At 70.5% G+C, this 25,892-nt stretch carries 23 protein-coding genes; 10 read left to right on the forward strand and 13 right to left on the reverse strand.

The window, feature by feature from the left end; translation table 11 throughout:
- Positions 1-129: 129 nt before the first annotated feature.
- Both AC3DE3_RS09860 and moaCB read right to left on the reverse strand, forming a co-directional pair.
- Positions 130-561 (reverse strand): molybdenum cofactor biosynthesis protein MoaE, encoded by a 432-nt coding sequence (locus AC3DE3_RS09860; RefSeq protein WP_488369833.1) that lies wholly within the window; start codon positions 559-561, stop codon positions 130-132.
- The gene (gene moaCB, locus AC3DE3_RS09865) at positions 558-1,628 is read right to left on the reverse strand and encodes a bifunctional molybdenum cofactor biosynthesis protein MoaC/MoaB (protein ID WP_488369834.1); all 1,071 of its coding nucleotides are present in this window, start codon (positions 1,626-1,628) and stop codon (positions 558-560) included. The genes AC3DE3_RS09860 and moaCB overlap by 4 nt, the downstream gene beginning before the upstream one ends.
- 85 nt (positions 1,629-1,713) lie before the next feature.
- Between moaCB and AC3DE3_RS09870 the strand changes: the two genes are divergently transcribed.
- The 3 genes from AC3DE3_RS09870 (at position 1,714) to AC3DE3_RS09880 (ending at position 3,776) form a co-directional block, all read left to right on the forward strand.
- Positions 1,714-2,802 (forward strand): NADH:flavin oxidoreductase/NADH oxidase, encoded by a 1,089-nt coding sequence (locus AC3DE3_RS09870; protein ID WP_488369835.1) that lies wholly within the window; start codon positions 1,714-1,716, stop codon positions 2,800-2,802.
- Positions 2,803-2,870: 68 nt separating this feature from the next.
- Positions 2,871-3,533: a TenA family protein gene (locus tag AC3DE3_RS09875; RefSeq protein ID WP_488369836.1), complete on the forward strand. Its 663-nt coding sequence runs from the start codon at positions 2,871-2,873 to the stop codon at positions 3,531-3,533.
- A gap of 87 nt (positions 3,534-3,620) precedes the next feature.
- A complete protein-coding gene (locus AC3DE3_RS09880; protein WP_488369837.1) occupies positions 3,621-3,776 on the forward strand; it encodes a hypothetical protein in 156 nt (51 codons plus the stop codon).
- 104 nt (positions 3,777-3,880) lie between these two features.
- Here AC3DE3_RS09880 and AC3DE3_RS09885 read toward each other — a convergent pair whose 3' ends face one another.
- From AC3DE3_RS09885 to AC3DE3_RS09895, 3 genes are all read right to left on the reverse strand, one after another.
- A complete protein-coding gene (locus tag AC3DE3_RS09885) occupies positions 3,881-5,581 on the reverse strand; it encodes an MDR family MFS transporter (RefSeq protein WP_488369838.1) in 1,701 nt (566 codons plus the stop codon).
- The gene (locus AC3DE3_RS09890) at positions 5,578-6,237 is read right to left on the reverse strand and encodes a TetR/AcrR family transcriptional regulator (protein WP_488369839.1); all 660 of its coding nucleotides are present in this window, start codon (positions 6,235-6,237) and stop codon (positions 5,578-5,580) included. The genes AC3DE3_RS09885 and AC3DE3_RS09890 overlap by 4 nt, the downstream gene beginning before the upstream one ends.
- A gap of 76 nt (positions 6,238-6,313) precedes the next feature.
- Positions 6,314-7,594, reverse strand: coding sequence for a molybdopterin molybdotransferase MoeA (locus AC3DE3_RS09895; RefSeq protein WP_488369840.1), 1,281 nt, complete (start codon positions 7,592-7,594; stop codon positions 6,314-6,316).
- 168 nt (positions 7,595-7,762) lie between these two features.
- Between AC3DE3_RS09895 and AC3DE3_RS09900 the strand changes: the two genes are divergently transcribed.
- The 6 genes from AC3DE3_RS09900 (at position 7,763) to AC3DE3_RS09925 (ending at position 15,113) form a co-directional block, all read left to right on the forward strand.
- Positions 7,763-9,151 (forward strand): uracil-xanthine permease family protein, encoded by a 1,389-nt coding sequence (locus AC3DE3_RS09900; protein WP_488370037.1) that lies wholly within the window; start codon positions 7,763-7,765, stop codon positions 9,149-9,151.
- Positions 9,152-9,233: 82 nt separating this feature from the next.
- A complete protein-coding gene (moaA, locus tag AC3DE3_RS09905) occupies positions 9,234-10,289 on the forward strand; it encodes a GTP 3',8-cyclase MoaA (RefSeq protein ID WP_488369841.1) in 1,056 nt (351 codons plus the stop codon).
- 31 nt (positions 10,290-10,320) lie between these two features.
- The gene (locus tag AC3DE3_RS09910; protein ID WP_260486319.1) at positions 10,321-10,584 is read left to right on the forward strand and encodes a ubiquitin family protein; all 264 of its coding nucleotides are present in this window, start codon (positions 10,321-10,323) and stop codon (positions 10,582-10,584) included.
- A gap of 27 nt (positions 10,585-10,611) precedes the next feature.
- Positions 10,612-11,394 carry a molybdate ABC transporter substrate-binding protein gene (locus AC3DE3_RS09915; RefSeq protein WP_488369842.1) on the forward strand — a complete coding sequence of 261 codons (783 nt, stop codon included), beginning with the start codon at positions 10,612-10,614 and terminating at the stop codon, positions 11,392-11,394.
- A 42-nt stretch (positions 11,395-11,436) separates the two neighbouring features.
- Positions 11,437-14,091 (forward strand): multicopper oxidase domain-containing protein, encoded by a 2,655-nt coding sequence (locus AC3DE3_RS09920; protein ID WP_488369843.1) that lies wholly within the window; start codon positions 11,437-11,439, stop codon positions 14,089-14,091.
- Between the two features lie 116 nt (positions 14,092-14,207).
- Complete coding sequence (locus AC3DE3_RS09925) at positions 14,208-15,113, forward strand: VOC family protein (protein WP_260486322.1); 906 nt, start codon at positions 14,208-14,210, stop codon at positions 15,111-15,113.
- Between the two features lie 16 nt (positions 15,114-15,129).
- On the opposite strand, the gene bluB is transcribed toward AC3DE3_RS09925, so the two are convergent.
- Entirely contained in the window at positions 15,130-15,768 is a 639-nt protein-coding gene (gene bluB, locus AC3DE3_RS09930) for a 5,6-dimethylbenzimidazole synthase (RefSeq protein WP_260486323.1), read from the reverse strand.
- A gap of 93 nt (positions 15,769-15,861) precedes the next feature.
- Here bluB and AC3DE3_RS09935 point away from each other — a divergent pair, with 93 nt between their 5' ends.
- Positions 15,862-15,999 (forward strand): hypothetical protein, encoded by a 138-nt coding sequence (locus tag AC3DE3_RS09935; protein WP_260486324.1) that lies wholly within the window; start codon positions 15,862-15,864, stop codon positions 15,997-15,999.
- A 30-nt stretch (positions 16,000-16,029) separates the two neighbouring features.
- Here the strand turns inward: AC3DE3_RS09935 and AC3DE3_RS09940 are convergent, their stop codons facing one another.
- From AC3DE3_RS09940 to AC3DE3_RS09970, 7 genes are read right to left on the reverse strand one after another with little or no spacing between them, the layout of a single operon-like run.
- Complete coding sequence (locus AC3DE3_RS09940; protein WP_260486325.1) at positions 16,030-16,542, reverse strand: hemerythrin domain-containing protein; 513 nt, start codon at positions 16,540-16,542, stop codon at positions 16,030-16,032.
- 12 nt (positions 16,543-16,554) lie between these two features.
- Positions 16,555-17,592 carry a tellurite resistance/C4-dicarboxylate transporter family protein gene (locus tag AC3DE3_RS09945; protein ID WP_260486326.1) on the reverse strand — a complete coding sequence of 346 codons (1,038 nt, stop codon included), beginning with the start codon at positions 17,590-17,592 and terminating at the stop codon, positions 16,555-16,557.
- Position 17,593: 1 nt separating this feature from the next.
- Positions 17,594-18,415 carry a respiratory nitrate reductase subunit gamma gene (gene narI / locus AC3DE3_RS09950; RefSeq protein ID WP_260486327.1) on the reverse strand — a complete coding sequence of 274 codons (822 nt, stop codon included), beginning with the start codon at positions 18,413-18,415 and terminating at the stop codon, positions 17,594-17,596.
- Complete coding sequence (narJ, locus tag AC3DE3_RS09955; protein ID WP_488369844.1) at positions 18,412-19,134, reverse strand: nitrate reductase molybdenum cofactor assembly chaperone; 723 nt, start codon at positions 19,132-19,134, stop codon at positions 18,412-18,414. The genes narI and narJ overlap by 4 nt, the downstream gene beginning before the upstream one ends.
- A 4-nt stretch (positions 19,135-19,138) precedes the next feature.
- Complete coding sequence (gene narH / locus AC3DE3_RS09960; RefSeq protein WP_260486329.1) at positions 19,139-20,794, reverse strand: nitrate reductase subunit beta; 1,656 nt, start codon at positions 20,792-20,794, stop codon at positions 19,139-19,141.
- Complete coding sequence (locus tag AC3DE3_RS09965; RefSeq protein ID WP_488369845.1) at positions 20,794-24,567, reverse strand: nitrate reductase subunit alpha; 3,774 nt, start codon at positions 24,565-24,567, stop codon at positions 20,794-20,796. The genes narH and AC3DE3_RS09965 overlap by 1 nt, the downstream gene beginning before the upstream one ends.
- Positions 24,564-25,841 (reverse strand): MFS transporter, encoded by a 1,278-nt coding sequence (locus AC3DE3_RS09970; protein WP_488369846.1) that lies wholly within the window; start codon positions 25,839-25,841, stop codon positions 24,564-24,566. The genes AC3DE3_RS09965 and AC3DE3_RS09970 overlap by 4 nt, the downstream gene beginning before the upstream one ends.
- Positions 25,842-25,892 lie beyond the last annotated feature (51 nt).

Consider the following 25,892-nt stretch of genomic DNA (forward strand, 5'->3'; position numbering starts at 1 on the left):
TGCCCGTGACGCCATCTGGGAACGCGAGTGGAACGCCTATGCGGACCGCATCGTCGCCGACGATGGCACACTCATCAATCCACCGGGTCAGGACAGGCACCGTCCACGCAGACGGCCGGCCTGACCGTCTCAGCAGTCGCCGACGCCCACCCATTCGGAGACGCCGTCCGCGAAGCGCTGCCGCTTCCAGATGGGAACGCCGTGCTTGAGACGCTCGATGAGCTCGGAACACGCCGCGAACGCCTCGGCCCGGTGCGGCGCGACGGCCGCCACGACGACCGCGACCTCTCCCACCGGCAGCACGCCCACGCGGTGGACGGCGGAGACGCGCGCCGAGTGCTCCGCCGCGACCTCGTCGCAGAGCCGGGCGAGGGTGTCGCGGGCGGTGGGGTGGGCGGAGTACTCGATGTCCAGCACGCCGCCCCGGCCGCCGTCGTGATCGCGCACCACACCGGAGAACGTCACCATCGCGCCGTCGGCGCTGGTCCACACGCTCTTCTCGACCTCGCGCGGGTCGATCACCCGGTCGGTGATGTCCACGAGTGGACCGGAGTCGCTCATCGGTGTCCTCCTCCGTGGGCGTGGACCTCGAGCAGGTGCTCGAGCAGCTCGTCGAGAACCGCCAGTCCGTCGCGGACCCCGCCCGTCGAGCCCGGCAGGTTCGCCACCAGGGTACGTCCGGCGAAGCCCGCGAGACCGCGGCTCATGGCGGCCGTGGGTGTGGCCGCCAACCCGCGGGCGCGCATCGCCTCGGCGATCCCCGGCAACTCCAGGTCCAGATGGGGTGCGGTGGCCTCGGGCGTGCGGTCGTCGGGGGCGACACCCGTGCCGCCGGTGGTGAGCAGCACGGCGGGGGACCGCCGCACCTGCTCGGTGACGGCCGTCGCGATGTCGGCGTCGGCCACCACGTGCACCTCGACCGGGGAGAAACCGCGCTCGAGGAGCCATCCCTCGATGGCCGGACCGGTGGTGTCCTCGCGGTGTCCGTGCGCGGCGGCGGTGGAGGAGACGACGACGACACCACTTCGGCCGGAATCGAGCGCCGCGGGCCCGGAGTGCGGATCAGCGCCCTCGTCGTCGTACCTGATTCCGCTGCCGGACTCCCGTGTCCAGTCACCGCGTTTGCCGCCCGACTTGGCGGCGAGACGGACCCCGTCCATGGTGGCGAGCGGGTCGACGGCCTTCACCATGTCGTGCAACGTCAGCCCGGCCACCGAGACGGCGGTGAGCGCCTCCATCTCGACGCCCGTCCGGCCGGTCGTCTTGGCGGTGGCCCGGACGTGGATCTCCCCGGCCTCGGAGTCGAGGTCGAAGTGCACCTTGACCGAGTTGAGCGGGATCTGGTGGCACAGCGGGATGAGTTCGGAGGTCTTCTTGGCCGCGCCGATCCCGGCCAGGCGCGCGGTGGCCAGCACGTCCGCCTTGCCCAGCGCGTCGCCCGCGACCATGGTGACGACCTCGGGGCGGGTGCGGAAGATCCCCTCGGCGGTGGCGGTTCGGGTGGTGACGGCCTTGTCGCCGACGTCGACCATGCGGACACGGCCCTCGGCGTCGAGGTGGGTGAGCTGCGGCGCGGCGGTCACCTGCGGCTCGGGGGTCGGATGCTGTCCGGTCGGCGCGTCAGTCATGCCGTTCACGGTAGTCGGCCGGGCGCGGCGGTCCCCGGGGGTGCGTCGGGGCGGGACGTCGCGGGGGCCGGGTTTAATCGCGGACATGGCGACGCTCTTCGAACCGATCCGCATCCGCGACCTCGAGATCCGTAACCGGGTCTGGCTCTCGCCGATGTGTCAGTACTCGTGCGAGGACCGGGACGGGGTGCCCACGCCGTGGCATCTCGTGCACCTCGGGGCGCGGGCGCAGGGCGGGTTCGGGTTGATCCTCGCGGAGGCCTCGGCCGTGGTGCCGGAGGGGCGGATCAGCCCCCAGGACGCCGGGCTGTGGAACGACACGCAGCGCGACGCATGGGCTCCCATCGTCGACTTCGCGCATTCCCAGGGGGCGGCGATCGGCATCCAGCTGGCGCACGCCGGGCGGAAGGCGTCGGCGTACCGGGCGTGGCCCGGCTACCCCGCCGGCTCTCTGTCACCCGAGGAGGGTGCCTGGTCCACGGTCGCGCCGTCGGCGATCCCGTTCGGCGACATGACGCGACCGGAGGCGCTGGACGCCGACGGGATCCGCGCGGTGGTGACCGCGTTCGCCGACGCCGCGCGACGGGCCGATCAGGCGGGCTTCGACGTGGTGGAGATCCACGCGGCGCACGGCTACCTCATCCACGAGTTCCTCTCGCCGCTGTCCAACGAGCGTGACGACGACTACGGCGGCTCGCGCGACAACCGGGCCCGCCTGCTGCTGGAGATCTGCGACGCGGTGCGTCGGGTATGGCCCCAGGGCAAGCCGCTGTTCGTGCGCATCTCGGCGACGGACTGGGTGCGTGGAGGGTGGACCCCGGAGGACTCGCGCTGGTTGGCGGGCCGGCTCGCCGAGCACGGCGTCGACCTGGTGGACGTCTCGTCGGCCGCCAACACGCCGGACCGGCCACCGGTCGAGCTGGAGCAGGGCTACCAGGTGCCGCTGACCGAGGAGGTGCGCGCGTCCGGCGCGGTGCTGGCCGGAGCGGTGGGGCTCATCAGTGACCCGGAGTACGCCGAACAGCTGCTGGTCGACGAGCGCGCTGACGTGGTGTTCCTCGGGCGCGCCGCGCTGCGCGAGCCGGCCTGGCCGCTGCGCGCGGCCGCCGAGCTCGGTGTGGACTGGCGGGACGCCCCGTACCCGCCGCAGTACACGCGCGGGAAGTGGGTCTGACGGGACCACGCGGTGGGGTGTCGACGGATGATGGTGCACGGACACACCTGCTACCGAGGAGACCCGCGTTGACCCTGTTCGAGACGCTCAAGGACCGCTGCCGCCCCGAGTGGGAGGCGTACACCCGCCACGATTTCGTGGAGCAGCTCGGGCGGGGGACGTTGCCACTGGCGGTGTTCCGCGACTACCTCGTGCAGGACTTCCACTTCCTCGTGCAGTTCGCCCGCGCCAACGCCCTGGCCGCCTACAAGAGCCGCACCCTGGCCGACATCACCGCAGCGCACAACGCCACCGGGGCGATCCTCGCGGAGACCGAGCTGCACCTCCGCCTGACCGAGCGCTGGGGTATCCCGCGCGCCGAGCTCGAGGCCGCGCCCGAGAAGCAGGCCACCGTCGCCTACACCCGGTACGTGCTGGACTCGGGCATGGCCGGCGACGTGCTCGACCTCCACGTGGCGCTGGCCCCGTGCACGATCGGTTACGCCGAGATCGGCGCCCACCTGCTCCCCGGCCTCGCCGAGCACGACGGCGAGCACCCGTACGGCGAGTGGATCATGGAGTACTCGGGCGTGGAGTTCACCGCCGCGTCCGCGGCCGCGATCGAGCAGCTCGACGTCCTGTCCGAGGGCGGGCTCACCGACCGTCGCCTGGACGAGCTCACCGAGGTGTTCCGGACGGCCACCCGGCTGGAGATCGACTTCTGGCAGCAGGCGCTCGACAGCGCGAGCTGACCGCTCGGTCTGCCTGATCGGTCGTGGCCGGGGCTCCGGCCGGATAGGCTCGATCCATCCTGTAGGACTGAGTGGAAGGACGAATAAATGATCATCCTCGGTGCAATCTTGTTGATCCTTGGGTTCATTCTCGAGATCCCCATCCTCTGGACGATCGGCCTGGTGCTGATCGCGATCGGCGTCATCCTCGTCATCCTCGGCGCCGCCGGCCGCGCGGTCGGTGGTCGCAAGCACTGGTTCTGACCACGGGGTCCGGCGACACTCGGACCGGGCCCGTCGAGAAGAGCGTTCCGCACACATCGCGCGAGTGATGGGCGTGCGGAACGCTCTTGTCGTTGGTCTACCCGCTATGCCCGGCCGGGTGCGATCCCTCCTGAGAGAGCGGTGACCTCGTCGTCGTCGCCGTCACCGTCGGCGGCCCTACCGACCGGGACAGCCTTGCCGTCGTCCCACACCGCTTCGCCGCGCGCGACCATTCCGGCCTCGTCGCTCAGTTTCACCTGCGGCAGGAAGAACGCGAACAACAGCGCCACCGCGAGGACCGGCACCACGTACCAGAGGGCGGGTGCCAGGGCGTTGGCGTAGGAATCCACGATCCCCTGGTGCAGTGGTTCGGGTAGGCCCGCCACGAAGGCCGGTGTGACGCCGTTCGGATTGAGCCCGGAGGCCATGGCCTGCTCGGGGTTCGCCGCGACCGTGTCGGTGAGGTTGGAGATCAAGCGGTCGGTGAAGAGCGAGCCGAACCACGCTGTACCGATCGCGGCGCCGATCTCACGGAAGTAGTTGTTCGAGCTGGTGGCCACGCCGACCTCGCGCGGATCCACGGCGTTCTGCACCGCCAGCACGATGACCTGCATGACCAGGCCCAGACCGGCGCCGAAGAACAACAGCATTCCCATGATCTGCCAGATGGGTGTCGTGCCGGTCATCTGCGTCATCACCATGACCGTCACGACCGTCAGGGCCATGCCCACGATCGGGTAGATCCGGTAGCGGCCGGTCTTGGCGATCGCCAAGCCCGAGCCGATCGACGTGGCCATGAGGCCCACCATCATCGGGATCATGAGCAGGCCCGATCCGGCGGCGGAGGTGCCGGTGGCCATCTGCAGGAACGTGGGGATGAAGCCGATCGCGGCGAACATCGCGACGCCCAGGACGAACGCGATGGCGGTGGCGATGACGAACACGCGGCCGGTGAACAGGTGCAGCGGGAGGATCGGCTCGGCGGCGCGGCTCTCGACCACGATCAGCGCGATGATGCTGAGGACGGTGCCGGTGATCATCGCGATCATGCCGGCGGAGTCCCAGGCCAGCTGATCGCCGCCCAGGTCGGTGACCAGGACCAGGCCCGACGTGCCCAGGACCATGAACAGGATGCCCGCCCAGTCGACCTTCGCGGTGCTGCGCCGGGTGGGCAGGCGCATGTACTTCCACGCCAGGACGAAGGCGATGATGCCGACCGGGACGTTGATCCAGAAGCACCAGCGCCAGTGCGCGGAATCGGTGAAGAACCCGCCGAGTAGTGGGCCGGCGACCGCGGAGATGCCGAACACGGCGCCCATCGGGCCCATGTACTTACCTCGCTCCGAGGCGGGCACTATGTCGGCGATGATCGCCTGCGACAGGATCATGAGCCCGCCGCCGCCCAGACCCTGGACGCCGCGCCACGCGACGAGCTCCCAGAAACCGGCCTCGGTGGCGGGGTCGGTGAAGAACCCGGCCGCGCCCGAGCCGACCGAACCCAGGGTGAAGATGGCGATCGCCAGGAGGAAGAGATTGCGACGGCCCACGAGGTCGCCGAACTTGCCGTACAGCGGCATCGTCACAGCGACGGCGAGGATGTAGATCGTGATGATCCAGGCCTGCGACTCGACGCCGTTGAGCTCGCCGACGATGGTCGGCAGTGCCGGGCCGAGGATGGACTGGTCGAGCGAGGCGAGGAACATGCTCGCCATCAGTGCTCCGAAGATGATCCAGACGGTACGCGAGGTGAGCGTGATCGGATCACTCTCGGCCGACGCGGGAGGCGTCGACGAGGTGGTGGTCATGAGGTGGTCGGCCTTTCGTGGAAAGCGGATTCGAGGAGGGCGAAGTAGTAGGACACGCGGTCGGCGATGTGCGCGGTCGAGCGGCCGTCGCGGGCGTCGAGCATGGCGGTCTGGGCGAGGCCGAGCGCCACGCTGAGCCCGACCCGGGCGAGGTCGCGCTGCTCGTCGCTGGCGTAGCGGGCGGCGATGGCGGCCTCGAACTCGGCGCCCACCACCGACATCGAGGCGTGTAGCGCCCCGAACAGGGACGGGTCGCGCTCGAGGGCGGCGCGCATGAGGTCGTCGTCGGCATCGGAATCGGCCCCGGGCTCGGCGTCGGTCCCGGGGTCGGACTCGCGGAGGAACCGCAGCATCGTCTCGCGCACCTGCACGACCGGGTTGGCGTCGGGCGCCGAGGAGTCCGTGAACAGGCTGGTGAGGAGCCGCCGGTAGCGGTCCGTGCTGAGGTGCACCACCGCGTCGTCCTTGGACTCGAAGTAGTTGAAGAACGTGCGCGGCGACACCTCCGCCCGGGCCGCGATGGCCTCGACGGTGGTGGCCTGCAAGCCCTCGTCCGCGACCAGCTGCAGCGCGGCGCGGGCGATCCCGGCACGGGTCCGGACCTTCTTGGTCTCGCGCAGGCTGAGGGCGGGGTCGGCGGGGTCGGCGGCGGTCACCAGACGATGATGCGCCGAAAATGCACTCACTGCAAGATTGCAGTTCCTGCAAGCAGCGACTCGGAGGAGCAGTGCTCTACAGCGGCAGGACGTCCACCTGCGCGCCGACGGCCAGAGAGGTGACGTCGGCGGGGATCTCGATCAACACGTCGGCACGGGCCATCGAGGCGACGAGGTGCGACCCCGGGCCGGAGACCGGATCGGCTGTGGGCAGAGCCCCGTCGGTCGGGTCGGCGGGGTCGGCCGGGGTGCCTCCCGGAGCCAGGGCCGCGCGCAGGTACTGCGCCCGCCCGGCGGGGGAGCGCACCTCGCGGGCCAGACGGGCGCGGACGGGCCGGATCGGGGTGCGCCCCACCGCCTCGAGGATCACCGGCCGCAACAGCACCACGAACGACACCAGCGCGCTCACCGGATTGCCCGGCAGGCACACCACGGGGGTGCCGCGCCAGGCCGAGAGCCCCTGCGGGCCGCCGGGCTGCATGGCGATCGGGGCGAAACGGGCGCCCTCCCGGTCGGCGAGCACCTGGCGCACGACCTCGGCGTCGCCCATCGAGACGGCGCCCGCGGTCACCACGAGGTCGGCGTCCCCGGCGGCCGCGTCCAGGGCCGAGGTGAACGTCGCGCGGTCGTCGCCGCTGATGAGCGTCCTGGTGACCTCGCACCCGCAGGCCTTGAGCGCGGCGGCCAGGGTGACCGAATTGGACTCCCAGATCTGCCCGGGCGCGAGCGGCCGCCCGGGCGCCACCAGCTCCGAGCCGGTCGCCACCACCCCGACCCGCGGCCGCGGCCGCACGTCGAGACCGGACTCCCCGAGCGAGGCCGCCGCCGCCAGGTGCCGCGCCTGCAGCCGCACCCCGGCGTCGATCACCACGTCACCGGCCCGGACGTCGTCGCCCGGGCGACGGATGAACTCGCCCCGCGACCGCGGTGCGAGCACCAGCACGACAGAGGGGTCGGCCTCGCTCACGATCGTGTCCTCGATGGGCACCACACAATCGGCGCCCTCGGGGACGGGCGCGCCGGTCATGATCTTGCAGGCCTCGTTGTCGTCGACATCGGGTCCCGCGCCGTCACCGGCGTGCACCGCCCCGACCACCTCGAGGCGCACCGGCGAGTCGGGCCCCGCCCCGGCCACGTCCGCGGACCGCACCGCGTACCCGTCCATCTGCGAGTTCACGAACAGCGGAAGGTCGACCGAGGCCCGCAGCTCCGCGGCCAACACCGAGTCCGCGCACGCCGCGAGCGGCAGGTGCGTACTCCGGGACGCCCGCTCGAGCACCGGTGCCAGGTGCGAGCGCAGGAGCTCGCGGTACTCGGCGGGGGACGGGCGGCTCGGGTTGTCGGGCAGGGAGGTCATGTCCCCACGGTAACCCGCGTTGTACTGTGCCTACGGTCCGCGCGGGTGCGGCCGGCGGGAACGAACAGAAGGTGGCGGGACGTGGCACGTAGGGCACGGGGGTCGGCAGCGCTGTGGTCGGTACACGGCGACGGCAAGAACATCAGACCCGGCGAGGTGGTCGCCCCCATGGAGCGGCTGAGCTGGCCGCGGACCATCGGGATCGGTGCCCAGCACGTGGTGTCGATGTTCGGCGCGACGTTCGTCTTCCCCATCATCATGGGGCTCAACCCGCAGCTGGCGATCCTCTTCTCCGGCGTGTGCACCCTGCTGTTCCTCGCCGTGGTCAAGGGGCAGGTGCCCAGCTACCTCGGCACCTCTGTCGCCTTTGTGGGCGCCGTCGCCGCGATCCGCGCGCAGGGCGGCACGAGCGCCGAGGTCACCGGCGCGATGCTCGTCGCCGGCGCGACGCTGCTGGTGGTGGGGCTGATCGTGCACGTTGTGGGCGGCCGCGTGGTCACCGCGATCCTGCCGCCCGTGGTCACCGGCGCCGTGGTGATGCTGCTCGGCTTCAACCTCGCGCCGGTGGTGGCGGACACCTACTGGCCGCAGGACCAGTGGGTCGCGCTGGCGGTGATGATCGTGCTGATCGGGATGACCGTGGGGCTCAAGGGCTTCGCCGGGCGGATCGCGATCTTCCTGTCCCTGGTCTTCGGTTACGTCCTGTCGTGGGTGCTCGATCTGGTCACCGGGCCCATCACCTCGTTCAACGCCACCGCCGGTGAGGTGACCGAGCACCTGCGGGTGGACTGGTCGGGCGTGTGGGACGCGCCGTGGATCGGGCTGCCGCCGATGACCGACGAGGCCGCCGGCGTGGTGGGTATCCACGCGCCCGACTTCTCGCTGGCGTTCGTGCTGCTCGTGGTGCCGGGCGTCATCGCGCTCATCGCCGAGAACGCCGGGCACGTCAAGGCGATCGGCGAGATCACCCGCACCGAGACCGACGGCCTGATGGGCCGGGCGCTGGCCGCGGACGGCGCGGGAACCGTGCTGGCGACCTCGTTCGGTGGATCGGCGACGACGACGTACGCCGAGAACATCGGTGTGATGGCCGCGACCAAGGTGTACTCGACGGCCGCCTACGTGGTGGCCGCGCTGACCGCGATCGTGCTGGGGTGTTCGCCGAAGCTGGGAGCCGTGATCTCCGCGACCCCGGGCGGCGTGCTCGGCGGCATCACGGTTGTGCTCTACGGCATGATCGGCCTGCTCGGCGCCAAGATCTGGAAGGAGAACCGGGTCGACTTCGGCAACCCGCTCAACCTCGTCCCGGTCGCCGCGGGCGTGGTGATCGCGATCGGGGACACCACCCTGGTCATCACCGACGACTTCCAGCTCGGTGGCATCGCCCTGGGCACCCTGGTGGTGGTCCTGGGCTACCACCTGGGACGGGCGATCGCGCCGCAGCTGCGCGGCCAGGCCGAGCGCGACGAGATCCACGAGCTCACGCTGCTGGGGCCGAATCCGGACGTCGGTGTGCCGGAGGCGAGCCGGACGGACGGGGACGTACCGGGCAGGTGACCGGATTGGCGGGTGTCCGGACGGGCCGAGCGCTGCGGGGCGGGGCCACCTACACTTGGGGTCACGCGACCGCGGAGGAGAGGTGGGCGCCGTGACCGCACCGGACACCGGCCGCCCCTCCGCGCGCCCCGCCACCCCGCTGCTCGTCGACTCCTTCGGCCGCGTCGCCCGCGACCTGCGCGTCTCGCTGACCGAGAAGTGTTCGTTGCGCTGCACGTACTGCATGCCCGAGGAGGGGTTGCCGCCGATCCCCGACGCCGCCCGGATGACGACGGACGAGGTGATCCGGCTGGTGGCCCTCGCGCACCGCGAACTGGGCGTCCACGAGGTCCGCTTCACCGGGGGCGAGCCGCTCATGCGGGCCGACCTCGAGCACATCATCGCCGGCACGCGGGCCGAGTGCCCCGACCTGCCGATCGCGATGACCTCCAACGGCGTGGGGCTCGAACACCGGGTCGGCGCGCTGGTCGAGGCCGGTCTGGACCGGATCAACATCTCCCTGGACACCGTCAACCGCCTCGAGTTCGCCCAACTCACCCGCAGAGACCGGCTGCCGTCCGTCCTGCGGGGAGTGCGGGCCGCGGTCGAGGCCGGCCTGGACCCGGTGAAGGTCAACGCGGTGCCCCTGCGGGCGACCCTGCACGGAGCGCCCGACCTGCTGGAATGGGCCCTGGCGGAGGGGGTGCAACTACGGTTCATCGAGGAGATGCCGCTCGACGCCGACAACACGTGGTCGCGCGCGGAGATGGTGACCGCGCAGGACGTGCTGGACTCCCTCGGCACCCGCTTCGACCTCGTTCCCGCCGGGCGCGAGGACCCGTCCGCGCCGGCCGAGATGTGGCGGGTCGCCGGACGCGCCGTGGGAGATGCTCCCGCAACGGTCGGGGTGATCGCGACCGTCACCCGCAACTTCTGCGCCGCCTGCGACCGGACCCGCCTCACCGCCGAGGGCACGGTGAGGTCGTGCCTGTTCAGCGACGACGAGACGGACGTACTCGGGGTGCTGAGAGCCGGGGCCCCGGATGACGAGATCTCCGAGGTCTGGAGGGGTGCGATGTGGGGCAAGCAGGCAGGGCACGGGATCGGCGGTACGGCCTTCCACAGGCCCCGCCGATCGATGGGCGCCATTGGTGGTTGACGTGTCAGTGTCGGACGATAGGGTTGACGCTGTGAGCAGGACTCCGAGAGTGATCACCGTGGGGTATTACGCGGCTGCCGAGGACGCCGCGGGCACCGCCCGCGAGCGGCTGCACACACATGCCACGACCATCGGGGAGTTGGCGCGGGAGGTCTGCGAGCGCCACGGTGAGCCGCTGGCCAGCATCGTGACCGTGTCGTCGTTCCTCGTGGGTGAGGAGACGACCCGTGATCCGCACGCCTCCATCGACGGTGTCTCCGCGGTGGACGTTCTTCCGCCGTTCGCCGGAGGCTGATCGGTGAACCGGGGCCGGGGTTTCAGCGTGGTCACACTCGCCCTGGCGTGCTCGGGACTCGTCGCCTGCGCCGAGCCGGACCCCGAGTCCCCCGTCATGACGATCGGGGTCGCGGCCGCACCATCCCTGTCCGGCGCGTTCACCGAGATGATCGATCTCTTCGAGGACGAGCATCCCGGGATCCGGGTGAGCCTGGAGCTGGGCCGCTCCGACACCATCGCGGAGGGGATGCCCGCACGCGACGACATCAACGTCTTCGCCTCGGCGGACGAGGTGTCCATGCAGTGGCTCGTCGACGAGGGGGTGGCGGTCGAACCCATGGTGTTCGCCCGCAACCACGTCGTGGTGGCGGTCCCCTCGGGCAATCCCCGCCAGGTCACGGGCCTGCGTGACCTGGAGCGGCCCGACCTGCGGGTGGGGCTGTGCCAGCTGGAGGTGCCGTGCGGGCGCGCAGCGGAGTCGCTGCTGGCCGCAGCAGGCGTGACGCCGCCGGTGGTCGAACGGGATGCGGGCTCACGATCCGTGGCCGCGCGTCTGGCGGACAACGAACTCGACGTGGGCATCGTCTACCGGACCGATGTCGCGGCGTCCCACGGGTGGGTGTCCCACGCCGAGATCGACCAGCGGGACAGGGAGTTGGCGCAGGCCGCCGGCACGACCCGCTACACCGTGGCCCGGATCCCCGCCGCCGAGAACGGATCTGATGCCGAGGCCGAGCGCGAGGCCGCGAGCGACTTCCTCGCGCTGGTGACCTCGGACCGCGGCCGCCGCGCCCTCGAGGGCGCGGGCCTGGCCCCGTTGCCGCAGTAGGAGTCCGCCCTCAGGACGGTGGCCGTCCCTAGACTCGGCGACATGGACACCGCGGCGCCCCGGACCCGACGGAAGGGCTCGTGGCACCGGCGGGCGACCCGACCGGTACAGCTGTGGATGATCGCCCTGGTCGTGGTGGGTGTGGTCCACCGGTGGGTGCCCGCGTCCACGTGGACGATCATCCACGTCTTCACCCTGGGCCTGCTCACCAACTCGATCCTCGTGTGGGGCCAGCACTTCACCGAGACCCTGCTGCACCGGCGTCCCCCGGAGGAGTCTCGCGCACTCCAGGTGCGCAGGATCATGGTGCTCAACGTCGGGATCGTGATCCTGATCGCGGGAATGCTCGGGTCCTGGCCGATTCCGATCGTGGCCGGTGCCACGGTCGTGGGCGGTGCGGTGGCCTGGTACGTCGTGGACCTGATCCGGCAGCTGCGCGCCGCCGAACCGACCCGGTTCCGGCCGGTCGTCCGGTACTACGCCGTGGCCGCGGCGTTCCTTCCGGCCGGGGCGGTGGCCGGAGCGGTCATGGGGGTCGGCGTCCCGGAGGAGTGGGCCGTGCGCCTGCACGCGTTCCACCTCGCGGTCAACGTCCTGGGCTTCGTCGGGATCACCGTGCTCACCACCCTGGTGACCTTCTGGGCGACGGTGCTGCGAACCCCCATGGCCGACAGCCAGGACGCCGCGGCGGTCCGGTCCCTGGGGGTGATGTCGGCCGCGGTGGTGGCGGCAGCGGCGGGTTCGCTCGCGGGCGTGACGCCGGTGACCGCCACGGCGCTGGGCCTGTATCTGCTCGCCGTGCTGTGGCACCTGGTCCACCTCGTCCGCACCGCGCGCACGGCACCGCCGCGGGAGTTCGCCTCGATGAGCATCGCGTGCGGCCTGGTGTGGCTGCCGGTGGCGTTGGCGTGGGCGACGTGGCTCGTCGCCACCGGCCGGATCGGGGACCTGGGGCAGGTGACGACGCCGTTGCTCGCCGGGGCGGCCGCCCAGATCCTCCTCGGAGCGATGAGTTTCCTCATGCCCACCGTGATGCGGGGTGGTCCGGCGGCGGTGCGGGCCGGGATGGTGGAGATGAACCGCCTGGTCGCCTTCCGCCTCGTCCTGGTCAACGCCGGCCTGATCGTCTTCCTCGTACCCGGTGGGACCAGTTGGACCCGGGTCGTCGGCTCCACACTGGCGTTCGCGGGGTTCGCGCTGTTCCTCCCGGTCATGATCCGCGCCGTCCGCGCGCAGCTGGCCGTCATCCGGAACGCGGCCGCGGCCCGCGAGGCCGGCGAGAAGACCGCCCGCGTCACCCCGGGCACGCCCCGACCGGAGATCGCGCCCGGCCGTCGGCGGAATCTGGTCGGCGCGCTGTCCGCCGCACTGGTGGTGGTCCTCGCCACGGGGGTCGCGCTCGCCGCCGACCCGTCCTCGCCACTCCGCCGCACCGACCAGGCCGTATCGGTCACGCCGACCGGGAACACGACGACCGTGGAGGTCACGGCGGTGGGGATGAGGTTCGAACCGAGCACGGTGACGGTCCCCGCGGGCGACCGGTTGGTGATCGAACTGACGAACGACGACGACACGACGGTTCACGACCTGTACCTGACCAACGGGGCCGATTCGGGCAGGGTCGACCCGGGCGGCTCCGTCACGGTGGACGCAGGCGTGGTCGGCCGCTCACTCGAGGGGTGGTGCACGATCGCCGGACACAAGGCGATGGGCATGACCTTCCGGGTCCTGGTCGAGGGCGGTGACCCCGCGGCCGCCCACGACGCCCATGGTGGGGCCGGCGGTGCCGCTGCCACCGCCCCGACCGAGGCGATCGATGTGTTGGCCCCGCCCTCCGGCGACGTCGTGACCCGGGACCCGGCCCTCGCGCCCGCCCCTGCCGGTCGCGAACACCGGATCGCCCTCACGGTCGAGGAGACCACCGATGAACTCGCACCCGGGGTGGTGCGGCCGGTGTGGACCTACAACGGCGGGCTCCCGGCCCCCACCCTCCGGGGCCGGGTGGGAGACACGTTCATCGTGACCTTCCGCAACGAGGGGACCATCGGACACTCGATCGATTTCCATGCCGGCGACGTCGGTCCAGACGAGGTGATGCGGACGATCCCGCCGGGCGAGGAGCTGGAGTACCGGTTCACCGTGAAGCGGGCCGGTGCCTGGCTCTACCACTGCGCGACCGCACCGATGAGTGGCCACGTCGCCGCGGGGATGTTCGGTGCCCTCATCGTGGACCCGCCGGGCCTGTCCGAGGTGGACCGCGAGTACGCCCTGGTCCAGTCCGAGTCGTACCTCGGCGCGGAGGACGAGCCGTTCGACTCCGGCAAGATCGCCGCGGGACAGCCCGACCTGGTGATGTTCAACGGGCACGCGACCCAATACCGGCGGGATCCGCTGACCGCCCGGGTCGGCGAGACCGTGCGCGTCTGGGTGGTGGTGGCCGGCCCGAGCGACGGGACGAGCTTCCACGTGGTGGGTTCCCAGTTCGACACCGTCTACAAGGAGGGCGCCTACCTGCTGCGGGACGGGCGGGACGCGTTGGGCGGCGGGAGCGGCGGGGCGCAGGCCCTCGACCTGGCTCCGTCGCAGGGCGGATTCGTGGAGATGACCTTCGCCGAGCCCGGGCGCTACACGTTCGTCGACCATTCCTTCGCCGACGCGGAGAAGGGCGCGACGGGCTTCCTCGACGTCGTGGGGTAGGTGACAGGACCCGGCCCCGCGGGGGTATTTGACGCATCACGGAATGGACGGAGCGTCCCGGCGGTTGATATAGATGACACATCACGCAATAAGTCGATCGCGATCGAGGAGATCCCATGCCCGTCTACGTCCAGAACCCCGATCCCCGCAGCCTCGTCGAACGCCCCGCCGACGACCTGCTCGCCGCCGACACCCGCATGGGCGCGGTCGAACTGCTGGTCCGCGACCTGGACGCGATGATCGCCTTCTATTCCGGCGGGGTGACCCTCGAGGTGCTCGAGCAGACCGGCGACACCGCCGTCCTCGGCCGGGCGGGTCGCCAGATCGTGCGGATGCGCCGCATGCCCGACCTGCCCCCGCGCAGGCAGGGGCAGGCCGGACTGTTCCACACCGCTGTCCTCTTCGACGACGAGCCGTCGCTGGCCGCCGCCGTCGCCTCGGTCGCCCGGCACGCGCCGAGATCCTTCACCGGCAGCTCGGACCACCTGTACAGCCAGGCCTTCTACTTCGACGACCCCGAGGGCAACGGCGTCGAGTTGTACGCCGACCGCCCGCGCGAGACCTGGGCCACCGGATCCCACGGGCTGCTCGAGGTCGCCACCAACCCACTGGACCCCAACGCCTTCCTGCGCACCCACCTCGCCCGGCCGATCGCCGGCCCGCCGCCCGCCACTCTCGGTCACGTGCACCTGCAGGTCGGCGACATCGGCGTGGCCCGTGATTTCTACGTCGACGCACTCGGCTTCGAGGTGATGAGTGACGTCGGCTCCGCGCTGTTCATCGCCGCCGGCGGCTACCACCACCACATCGCGGTCAACACGTGGGGCACGGCAGGCGCGGGCCCCCGTGCGGCGGCACTGGGGTTGGGCCGGGTGAACATCGACCTGCCGACCGCGGACGATGTCGACGCGCTCCGACAGCGACTGTCCGACCATCGGATCGAGACCCGCCACGACGGTGCGGTCCTGCGCGTCGACGACCCGTGGGGCACCCTCATCCAGGTCGGGGTCGAGCAGAGCTGAACCGGGCCGGGGACGGTCAGACCCAGTTCACCGACAGCGGGGAGCGCCGTGCCCACCCGACGGTCTGCAACAGCGGTTCCTCCAGCTCCAGCGACGGGTAGCCGAGGCACAGGTACGCGAGGGGGCGGGCGTCGTCCGGTAGCGGCACCGCATCGGAGAGATGGCCTGGCTCGACGAGGCTCACCCATCCCATACCCAGGCCCTCGGCCGTCACCGCCAGCCACAACAGGGTGATGGCGGAGACCACGCTGTACTCGGTGGCCGCCGGGACACTGGTGGTCCCCAGCGTCGGTCCCGGCGGCGGTACATGACTGACGACCAGCCCCACGGGCGCCTGGAGGATGCCCTCGAGGCGAAGGGAGTCGTAGAGGTCGCGACGCTCGCCCTCGAACCGCTCGGCCTCGGCAGCCCGGACCGCGCGGAAGCCCGCGTGGACGGCTTCCCGGGCGTCCCGGTCCTCGACCACCGTGACGTGCCACGGTTGACTCAGTCCGACACTCGGCGCGACGGCGAAGACCTCGAGGAGTCGCTCGATGGTCGCGCGGTCGATCGGTGTCGGGTGGAAGTGGCGATGATCGCGGCGGGTCGCCAGGATGCGCCACAGGGCGTCGCCATCGGCCGCACGGTCGCCACCGGGGGCGGGGTCGATCTTCATGATCGGTCACGGTAGCCCAGGCCGCCCCGTCGCCCGGTCGCGGTAGGCGGTCGCCGACTCTAGACTGGCGCCCCCGAGACATGGAGGTGCACGGTGGCATTCCTACGCAACGCATTGAGGAGCGGCCTCGCGATCAAGGCCGTCCAGGTGGTCAAGCGCGAAGCCTCGAAGCCCGAGAACCAGCGCAAGGCCCGTGAGTTCGCGGAGAAGATGCGCAACCGCCGGCGCTGACGGCTCGTCCGCGCGGGCGCGCGACCGCGGTTAGTGCGTGTGTCCGTGCGGGTGGTCGTGGTCGTGGTCGTCGTGGTCGTGAGGGCGCGGCGCCGGTTCGCCGCGGGCGGCGGCGTCGTCGGCCTCGATCCGGTCCCACACGTCGCCGTCGATGATCGTCACCACGGAGGCCGGGAACAGGCTGTTCTCCTCGCGATCGATGTGGTCCCGCAGGCCCCTGGCGAACTCGCGGCCCAGGGAGAGGTCACCGTCGACGATCCGGTCGATCATGCCGTCGAGCGTCGTGTGTTCCCCGCACAACCGGTCGATGGTGTCGGCGTACGCCTCCTCCTCGAGTCGCAGTGCGGCGAAGAGCCCGTGCTCCTCGGCGCTGGTGTGCGGGTGGAGCATGTCCCGGGCGCGCAGCGCGAGAGCGGAGGCGGTGTCGGGGTCGCCGCGGTCGACGGCACGGACCATGTCCCCCGTGAGGTCGACCAGGGCGTCGTGCTCTGCCGAGAGTCGGCCGATGATGGTGTTCTCATGACAACCGCAGTACTGGCACATCTCGCTCTCCTGTCATACCGGGACCCGCGTGATACGCGGGAGTCTGGATCGGATCATGCCGACGAGCGCGACGAGCCAGGCCGCGACCGCGACCCACATCCACGTCTCGCCGATCCAGGCGACGATCGGCAGGTCGTCGGCGCGCCCGAGGTACATCCCCGCGACGGCGTACATGCCGAGCGGGAAGACGATCGACCACCAGGTGGGTTCGAAGCGGAACGGCACTCCTCTGACCCGGTGACGCCACACCCCCACCGCCACCAGGGCCGGGATGAGCCAGGTGGCGAAGCACCAGAACACCACGACCAGACCCGCGACGAGTCCCCGCACGGCGTCGACCATCGGGGCGCTGGCCATCTCCACGACCCGTGCGCCGGCGACGACGGTGATCGCCACCGCCCCCATCGAGACCCAGTACGGGGGATCGAGCTCCCGCGGATCCAGCGGATAGAGCATGAGCCGGAGCGAGACGAACACCGCACACGCCACGTAGAGGACGACGCCGACCGACCACGACGCCACGGCCCCGATCGCGAGCGCGTCGCGGGCCGACTCGAAATGGGGTTCCAGGGTCGCAGCGGCGGCAGCCACCGACTGGCTGGCGACGACCCAGATGAACCAGGTGCCGTTGGCCTCCGCGACCACGGGGCGCTCGTCGCGGGACAGGACCGCGACCCAGGGGACCGTGTAGCCGAGGACGATCCAGACGGCCGCCCCGACGCTCAGGAGCGCCACGGACGCCACGAGCAGGTGCCGCCCCGCGAGCGCCACGGCGAGGACGTTCGTCCCCGCGACGAACGTGAAGAAGAGGAACGCCTTGCGGGAGTCGTGGAGATCGGCGACGACCTCGGCGCGGTAGGCGATCAACCTCCACAGTGTGAGGAGCACGAGGATCACGTACTCGATCGCGGTGAGCACGATCAGGATCACGGCCACCGTCTCCCAGCCCCGCTGCCCGGCTCCGACCGCGACGATCCCCGTCGCCATGACCATGGCGAAATACCCCGGGGACAGTCGCGCGGGCGTCGGGAGGCTGCGTGACCGGGTCATGTCAATGACGTGGTGCGCGGCTCGATCCGGATCCGGCCCGCCCGGCGCCGATCTCGCGGCTGACGTCGCCGACGTCCTCGCGCATCCAGCCCCGGCGGTACGGGCGGTTGCCGAACTGGCCCGCCGGACGCGATCGGTACACGACGTAGGGACGCCAGAGGTAGCCGACCGGCGCGGAGAACACGTGGACCAGGCGCGTGAACGGCCAGATGGCGAACAGCAGGAACGCCACGATCGCGTGCAGCTTGAAGGACATCGGCGCGGACAACATCAGTGCCGGGTCGGGTTGGAACCAGAAGATCCCACGGAACCACACGGACAGCTCCTCGCGGTAGTCGTAGTGGCTGAGGATGTTGCCGACGATGGTGTTGGCCATGCCCAGGAAGATCGTCGCGGCCAGGAAGACGTACATGACCTTGTCGTTGACGGTCGTGGCGGAGAAGACCGGCCCGACCGTGCGGCGGCGGTAGATGAGGATGACCAGTCCGACCACGGTGGAGAACCCGGCGATCGCCCCGGTGATCACCGCGATCCAGTGATAGGCGTCGTTGCTGATGCCCACGGCCTCGGTCCACGACTTGGGGATGACCAGGCCGATGATGTGGCCGCCGACCACGAAGAGGATGCCGAAGTGGAACAGCGGGCTGCCCCAGCGGAGCAGGCGCGACTCATAGAGCTGGCTGGAGCGGGTGGTCCAGCCGAACTTGTCGTAGCGATACCGCCACCAGTGGCCCACGACGAAGATCGCCAGGCACACGTACGGCAGGATCACCCAGAGGACGATGTCCGGGATCGTCACATCGGCTGCATTCGTTCCGATCATGGCCGGGCCCCGCTTTCCATGTAGGACGAGGAAGTGAACGCCTCCAGGCCGACTTCTTCGTCAGGCGGCCCCTGGGCGACGAGTCGGCTCACGGCGTCGCGGTCATGCCCACCGATCGGGGGCAGGGTGGCCGAGACGGTCTCCAGCGCGCCGGTCCAGGGCGAGCCGCGGTCGGTCAACGAGATCCGCAGCAACTCGAGACCGGCGCGGTGCTGGACGAGCAGCGCACGGCAGCCGTCGAGATCGCACTGCGCACCGAACTCGAGGACCACGCCGAGGTGGTCGGGGAGCTCGCCGGCCCCGAGTTCGGCACCGGCCGCCTTGTACGCCTCGATGAAGTCGACGAGTGCGGTGCCGCGCTTACGGGTGTCGCCGTAGCGGTAGTAGGTCAGGTAGAGGCAGCAGCGGCGCCGCATGTCGAACGTCTCCACGTACTCCGACTGCAGCTCGTCGAGGGGGGTCGACTCCAGGTGGTCCACCAGACCCACCAGTGGCCGCGCGACGGCGCCCCGCTCGTCGGCCAGTTCGCGGACGAGCGGGAGCCGGTCGATCAGCTCGGCGGTCGGGTAGTCGATCAGCAGCGAGACGGCCTGGTAGAGCGCGGGGTCGCCGGGCGCCCCGCGGCCCACCGCCGGCCCGCTGCCGGGGCTCACCGCCCGACGCACCCGCGCGAACAGGTCGCTGCCGAAGCCGGTTCCGGCCAGGAATTGTGCAGCCATCGCGTCAGTCCTTGCTTCCGGGGAACAGGCCGCCCGTACCGAGACCGTCCCAGTTGAGGAGGTTGACCCTTCTGGACTTGTCGCCCGGCGACGCGATGGTGTCCGAGGTCTGCCGCTGCTTGAGGGCGTGGAAGCTCTCGACGGCGATGGGGAGGGCCTGGTCGCCCGAGCCCTCACCGAACGGCCCGGACTCGCCCATCATCCCGGGCCCGCCCTCGTAGTCCAGGCTGCACTCGGTGGCCAGTTCCTCCAGCGAGTGGGCCTGTTCCTGGTGGGCGGTGGGGATCACGTAGCGCTCGTCGTAGTGGGCCAGGGCCAGGAGCCGGTACATGTCGTAGACGTCCTCCTCGGTCATCCCGACGGCGTCGCAGATCTCCGCACGGGGTTCGCGACCGAGGTTGATGTCACGCATGTAGGTGCGCATCGCGGCCAGTCGGTTGAGCACCACCTGGATGGCGTCCACGTCGCCCGCGGTGAACAGCTCCGCGAGGTACTCCATGGGGATGCGCATGGTGTCGATGGCGCCGAAAAGGGTGTCGGCGTCCTCGCCGTCACCACCGTCCGCGGCGACCCGGTCGACGATGGGCGACAGCGGCGGGACGTACCAGACCATCGGCATGGTGCGGTACTCCGGATGTAGCGGCAGGGCCACCTCGAATCGGGAGATGAGCTGCCAGATCGGCGACCGCTGGGCGCCCTCGATCCAGTCGTCCGGGATGCCGGCTTCGCGGGCCGCGGCGACCACCTCGGGATCGTTCGGGTCGAGGAAGCACGAGCGCTGCGCGGCGAGCAGCTCGTGCTCGTCCGGCTCGGAGGCCGCCTCGAGGACCTTGTCGGCGTCGTAGAGGATGAGTCCGATGTACCGCAGCCGTCCCACGCACGTCTCGGAACAGACGGTGGGGATGCCCACCTCGACCCGGGGGAAGCAGAACGTACATTTCTCGGCCTTGCCCGTGCGGTGGTTGAAGTACACCTTCTTGTACGGGCAGCCGGTGACGCACTGGCGCCAGCCGCGGCAGCGGTCCTGGTCCACCAGGACGATGCCGTCCTCGACCCGCTTGTACATCGCGCCCGACGGGCACGAGGACACGCACGACGGGTTGAGGCAGTGCTCGCAGATGCGCGGCAGGTAGAACATGAAGGTCTCGGAGAACTCCGCCTTGATCTCCTCGCTCACCTTGGCCAGGATCGGGTCGTCCTTCAGGTGGGTGGGGGAACCGCCCAGGTCGTCGTCCCAGTTGGCGGACCACGAGATCTTCATCGGCTTGCCGCTGATGAGCGAGTAGGGCCGGGCGACCGGCGTGTGCTCCTGCAGGGGCGAGGACACGAGCGTGTCGTAGTCGTACGTCCACGGCTCGTAGTAGTCATCGATCGACGGCATCGTGGGGCTGGAGAAGATCTGGAGCAGCTTCTTCATGCGCCCACCGGCCTTGAGCCTCAGCTGGCCGTTCTTACCGAGCTCCCAGCCGCCCTTCCACCGCTCCTGGTCCTCGTACGTCCGGGGATACCCCTGCCCGGGTCGGGTCTCGACGTTGTTCCACCACATGTACTCGGTGCCGGACCGGTTGGTCCACGCCTGCTTGCAGGTCACCGAGCAGGTGTGGCAGCCGATGCACTTGTCCAGGTTCATCACCATGGACATCTGGGCCATGACGCGCATCAGTACTGCACCTCCTGGGAGCGACGGCGGATGACCGTCACCTCGTCACGTTGGTTTCCGGTGGGGCCGATGTAGTTGAACGCGTAGTTGAAGTGCGCGTACCCGCCGATGAGATGGCTCGGTTTGATGAGGATGCGGGTCGCCGAGTTGTGGATACCTCCGCGCTTGCCCGAGGCCTCCGCGATCGGCACGTCGACCACGCGGTCCTGAGCGTGGTGCATGTAGACCGTCCCGGCCGGCATGCGGTGGGAGACGATGGCGCGGGCGACGACGACGCCGTTGCGGTTGACCGCCTCGATCCAGTCGTTGTCCACGACGCCGATGAGCTCGGCGTCCTCCTTGCTGATCCAGATGGTCGGCCCGCCGCGGGACAGGCTGAGCATGAGGAGGTTGTCCTGGTACTCCGAGTGGATCGACCACTTGTTGTGCGGGGTGAGGTAGCGGACGGTCAGCGCCGCGCCGCCGGACCCGTCATCCGAGCCGAGGACGGGCTCGCCGTAGAGCTGGTGCATGTTGAGCGGCGGCCGGTACACCGGCAGTTGCTCGCCCATCTCGGCCATCCAGTCGTGGTCCATGAAGAACTGCATCCGCCCGGTGAGCGTGTGCCACGGCTTGAGCCGCTCGACGTTGATGACGAACGCGCTGTACCGCCGGCCGCCGTGCTCGGACCCCGACCACTCGGGGGACGTGATGACCGGCTGGGGCCGGGACTGGGTGTCCGCGAAGGTGATGCGCTTGCCCTCCTCGCCCCGCGACAGGTCCGCCAGCTCGCGGCCGGTCCGGGCCTCGAGCTGCTCGAACCCCTGCGTCGCCAGCCGTCCGTTGGTCGTCCCGGACAGGGTGAGGATCGCCTCGCACATCCGGATGTCGGTGTCGAGCCGCGGTCGACCCTTCCCGACGCCCTTGCGGGTCTCGCCGTTGGCCTTGAGCAGGACCCCGATCTCCTTGTCGGGTTTGAGCATGAGTCCCTTGACGGGCATGCCGACCTTCTCCGCGAGCGGGCCGAGCGACCCGAACTTCTCCCCGAGTAGGCGGTAGTCGCGCTCGACCGCAGTGATCTTGGGGAAGTTCTTCCCCGGGACGGGCTCACACGAGCCGTCCTTCCAGTCCGAGACCGTGCCGCCCGGGTTGGCGAGCGCGTCCGGGGTGTCGTGCCCCAGGGGCGTCGCCACCACATCGGTCCGGATGTCGAGGTGACCGTGGCTGAGCTCGGAGACCTTCTCGGCGAGGAGGCGGAACGTCTCGAAGTCCGTCTTGGTCTCCCACGGCGGGTTGATGGCGGCGTTGAACGAGTGCACGAAGGGGTGCATGTCCGTCGACGACAGGTCGTGCTTCTCGTACCAGGTGGCCGCGGGGAACACCAGGTCGGAGAACAGGGTCGTGGACGTCATCCGGAAGTCGAGCGTGGTGAGCAGGTCCAACTTGCCGTCCTCGGCGTCCTCCCGCCACACCATGTCCCGCCCGCGGTGGCCCTCCGGCGCCTGGTCGGCGCGCAGTGACGAGTCGGTGCCCAGCAGGTGCTGGAGGAAGTACTCGTCACCCTTGGCCGACGACCCGAGCAGGTTGGAGCGCCACACGGTGAGCACCTTGGGCGCGTTGCCGGGGCCGTCCGGGTCCTCGGCGGCGAACCGCAGTGACCCGTCCTTGATCCGGCCCACCACGTGATCGGCCGCCGGCACCCCGGCGTCGGCGGCCTCCGCGCCCAGGTCCAGCGGGTTGGCGTCGAAGGTCGGGTAGGACGGCATCCAGCCCAGCCGGGCCGACATCGCGACGAGGTCCGGGGTGCTCATGCCGGCGAAGCGGTTCTCGCCGGTGGCGGCGGTCAGGACGTCGGCCCCGTAGGAGTCGTACTTCCACTGTCCGGTGTGCAGGTAGAAGAAGGCGGTGGCGATCATCTGCCGGGGCGGGCGCGACCAGTCCAGGCCCATGCCCACCTGCTGGAACCCGGTCAGTGGCCGGACCTTCTCCTGCCCGACGTAGTGGGCCCAGCCGCCGCCGTTGACCCCCTGCGTCCCGGTGAGGATGGTCAACGCCAGGAAGGCCCGGTAGATGACGTCGGAGTGGAACCAGTGATTGGTGCCGGCGCCCATGAGGATCATGGACCGGCCACCGGACTCGAGGGCGTTGCGGGCGAACTCGCGACCGATCCGCTCGGCCTGGGCGGCCGGCACGCCGGTGTGCTGCTCCTGCCACGCCGGGGTATAGGGCTCGAGATCGTCGTAACCGCTCGGCCAGCTGCCCGGCAGGCCCTGGCGGGCCACGCCGAACTGCGCCATCATCAGATCCAGGACGGTGGTGACGCGCAGGTCCTCGCCGTCGTCACCCCTCACCGTCCGGTAGGGCACCCCGCGGGAGATGGTCCCGGCGTCGCCACGCACGGTGTCGAAGCGCGGCAGGACGACCTCGGCGGTGCCCTCGAGGGTGTCGAGCAGGCTCAACGCCGGGTCGACGTCACCCAGGTCGAGGTTCCAATTCCCGGCGCCCTGCTCGCCGAACCGGTCGCCCAGGGTGCCGTTCGGGACCACCGGACGCCCGGTCACGGCGTCCATGAGGACGGTCTTGTTCGCGGCGTTCTCGCCCGGGGCCACCTCGAGGACGCCGTCGGCGAGCATGTCCGCCGTGACGAACTTGTGCGGCACCACCGAGCCGTCCTCGCGCGTGCGCAGGGTGACCAGGAACGGCAGATCCGTGTACTTCTTGGCGTACGACTCGAACTCCGGCGTGGACCGGCGGGCGTAGAACTCGGTGAGCACCACGTGCACCATGGCCATCGCGAGCGCGCCGTCGGTGCCGGGGTGCGGGTGCAGCCACTCATCAGCGAACTTGGTGTTGTCCGCGTAGTCGGGGGAGACCACCACCACCTTCTGGCCCCGGTAGCGGGCCTCGGTCATGAAGTGGGCGTCCGGCGTGCGCGTGACGGGGACGTTGGAGCCCCACATGATGAGGTAGGACGAGTTGAACCAGTCCGCGGACTCGGGGACGTCGGTCTGGTCGCCGAACACCTGGGGTGAGGCCACGGGCAGGTCCGCGTACCAGTCGTAGAACGACAGCATGGAGCCGCCGAACAACTCGATGAAGCGGGAGCCGGCGCCGAACGAGGCCATGGACATCGCGGGGATGGGCGAGAACCCGGCGACCCGGTCCGGTCCGGCCGTCTTGGCGGTGTACACGTGGGCGGCGGCGGCGATCTCCATCGCGTCCTCCCACCGGCAGCGCACCAGCCCGCCCTTGCCGCGGGCCCGCTTGTAGTAGGCGGTATTCTCGTGGTCCTCGACGATCGAGGCCCACGCGTCCACCGGGTCGGAGTGCTCCGTGCGGGCCGCGCGCCACAACTCCATCAACCGGCCACGGATGTAGGGGTAGCGCACGCGGGTCGGGGAGTAGGTGTACCAGGAGAACGCGGCGCCGCGCGGGCAACCGCGGGGCTCGTACCCGGGCATGTCGTCGCCGATGTCCGGGTAGTCGGTCTGCTGCGACTCCCAGGTGATGATCCCCTCCTTGACGTACACCTTCCACGAACACGAGCCCGTGCAGTTGACGCCGTGGGTGGAACGGACCACCTTGTCGTGACTCCAGCGGTCGCGGTAGAACACGTCCGACTCCCGCCCGCCGGAGTGCGTGACGGTCCGCAGGTCGTCGGAGGCCTCCCCCCGGCGGAAGAACCGGCCGGCCCGCAGCAGGGCCTCGGAGGCGGGACCGTCCATCCGACCGGACCCGGTGCCGCGGCCCTCCGGCGTCGGCGAGGCGGGACGGGGGGAGTCGATGCTGGTCATGCCGGGGTCCTTTCCGTGGCGGCGGGCTCACTGCGACGGGTACGGAGGAACCACAGCCAGGTGAGGGCGGCGGTGGCGATCGAGAGGACGAAGAGCAGGAGGAGCCCGATGCGGTAGTTGCCGTGGGCGGTCCAGAAGTAGCCGAGCAGCAGCGGGGGGACGAAGCCGCCGAGTCCTCCCACGGCACCGACGATGCCGGTGACCGAGCCGACCGCGGTGGGCTCGACCAGTTCCGCCACCAGGGCGAAAACGGCGCCGGAGGCGGTGCCCAGCGAGGCGGCCATGAACAGGAAGACCACGGTGCCGAGGGGGTACAGGTCCCCGCTCTCGGTGCTGACGAGCGGCATCCGCTCCGTCGCGGCGGCGGCCATCAACCCGGTGACGATGTAGCTCACGATGAGCACCCAGGCGCCGGGGAACCTGTCGGCCAGCGCGCCGCCGAGGGGTCGGCAGGCCACCGCGATCACCACGAACACGGCAGTCCGAAGGGCCGCGTCCTCCGTCTCCAACTCGTAGAAGTTGTGCAGGTAGGTCGGCAGGTAGACGGAGAACGCCACGAACCCGCCGAAGCCCATCGCGTACAGCCAGGCCAGTTTGAGAGTGACGGGGCGGGCGAGGGTCCTGGCCGCCTTGACCACCCAGTTTCCCCGGGCGGGCGTCCAGGTCGGCGAGTTCTGCAGGAGCATTCGCGCGATGACCGCGTACACCGCCAGCAGGATCGCGACCAGGACGAACGGCGCCTGGTCTCCGAAGGCCTCGCGGAGTCGCAGGGTCGTGAAGGCCGCGATCGCCGTACCGCCCATGCCGGCCCCGAAGATGCCGATGGCCGTGCCGCGCCGGTTCGGCGGGAACCAGGAGTTGACGGTGGGGACGCCGACGGCGAACGAGGTGCCGCCGATGCCCAGGAAGAAGCCGCCGATGAGCAGGACGATCAGACTGTTGTCGACGAAGCCGACGAACAGGGTGGGGAAGATCGTCAGCGCGGCGATCAGCGGAAACATCGTGCGGCCGCCGAGGCGGTCCGTGAGCGCACCGACGGGGATCCGGCCGAGCGACCCGACCACGACCGGCAACGCCACCACGAGCGATTGTTGGAACGACGTCAGTGCCAGCTGGTCCTTGTACGTCGCGCCCAGCGGTCCCATCAGGGCCCAGGCCCAGAAGGTGAGGAGGAACCCCGAGAAGCACAGGGCCAGTGCGAGGTTCGCCTTCCCCGGGTCGGGAACGGCAGGGGGTCCCGCATCGCGGATAGCGGAATCTGGTGCTGAGGACACTGTGGGTCCTTTCGCGTCGGCTCTCGCTGTGTCAGATCTCTCTGCGCCGGG

Source organism: Dietzia sp. IBK-p2-16D (genome assembly GCF_057773085.1).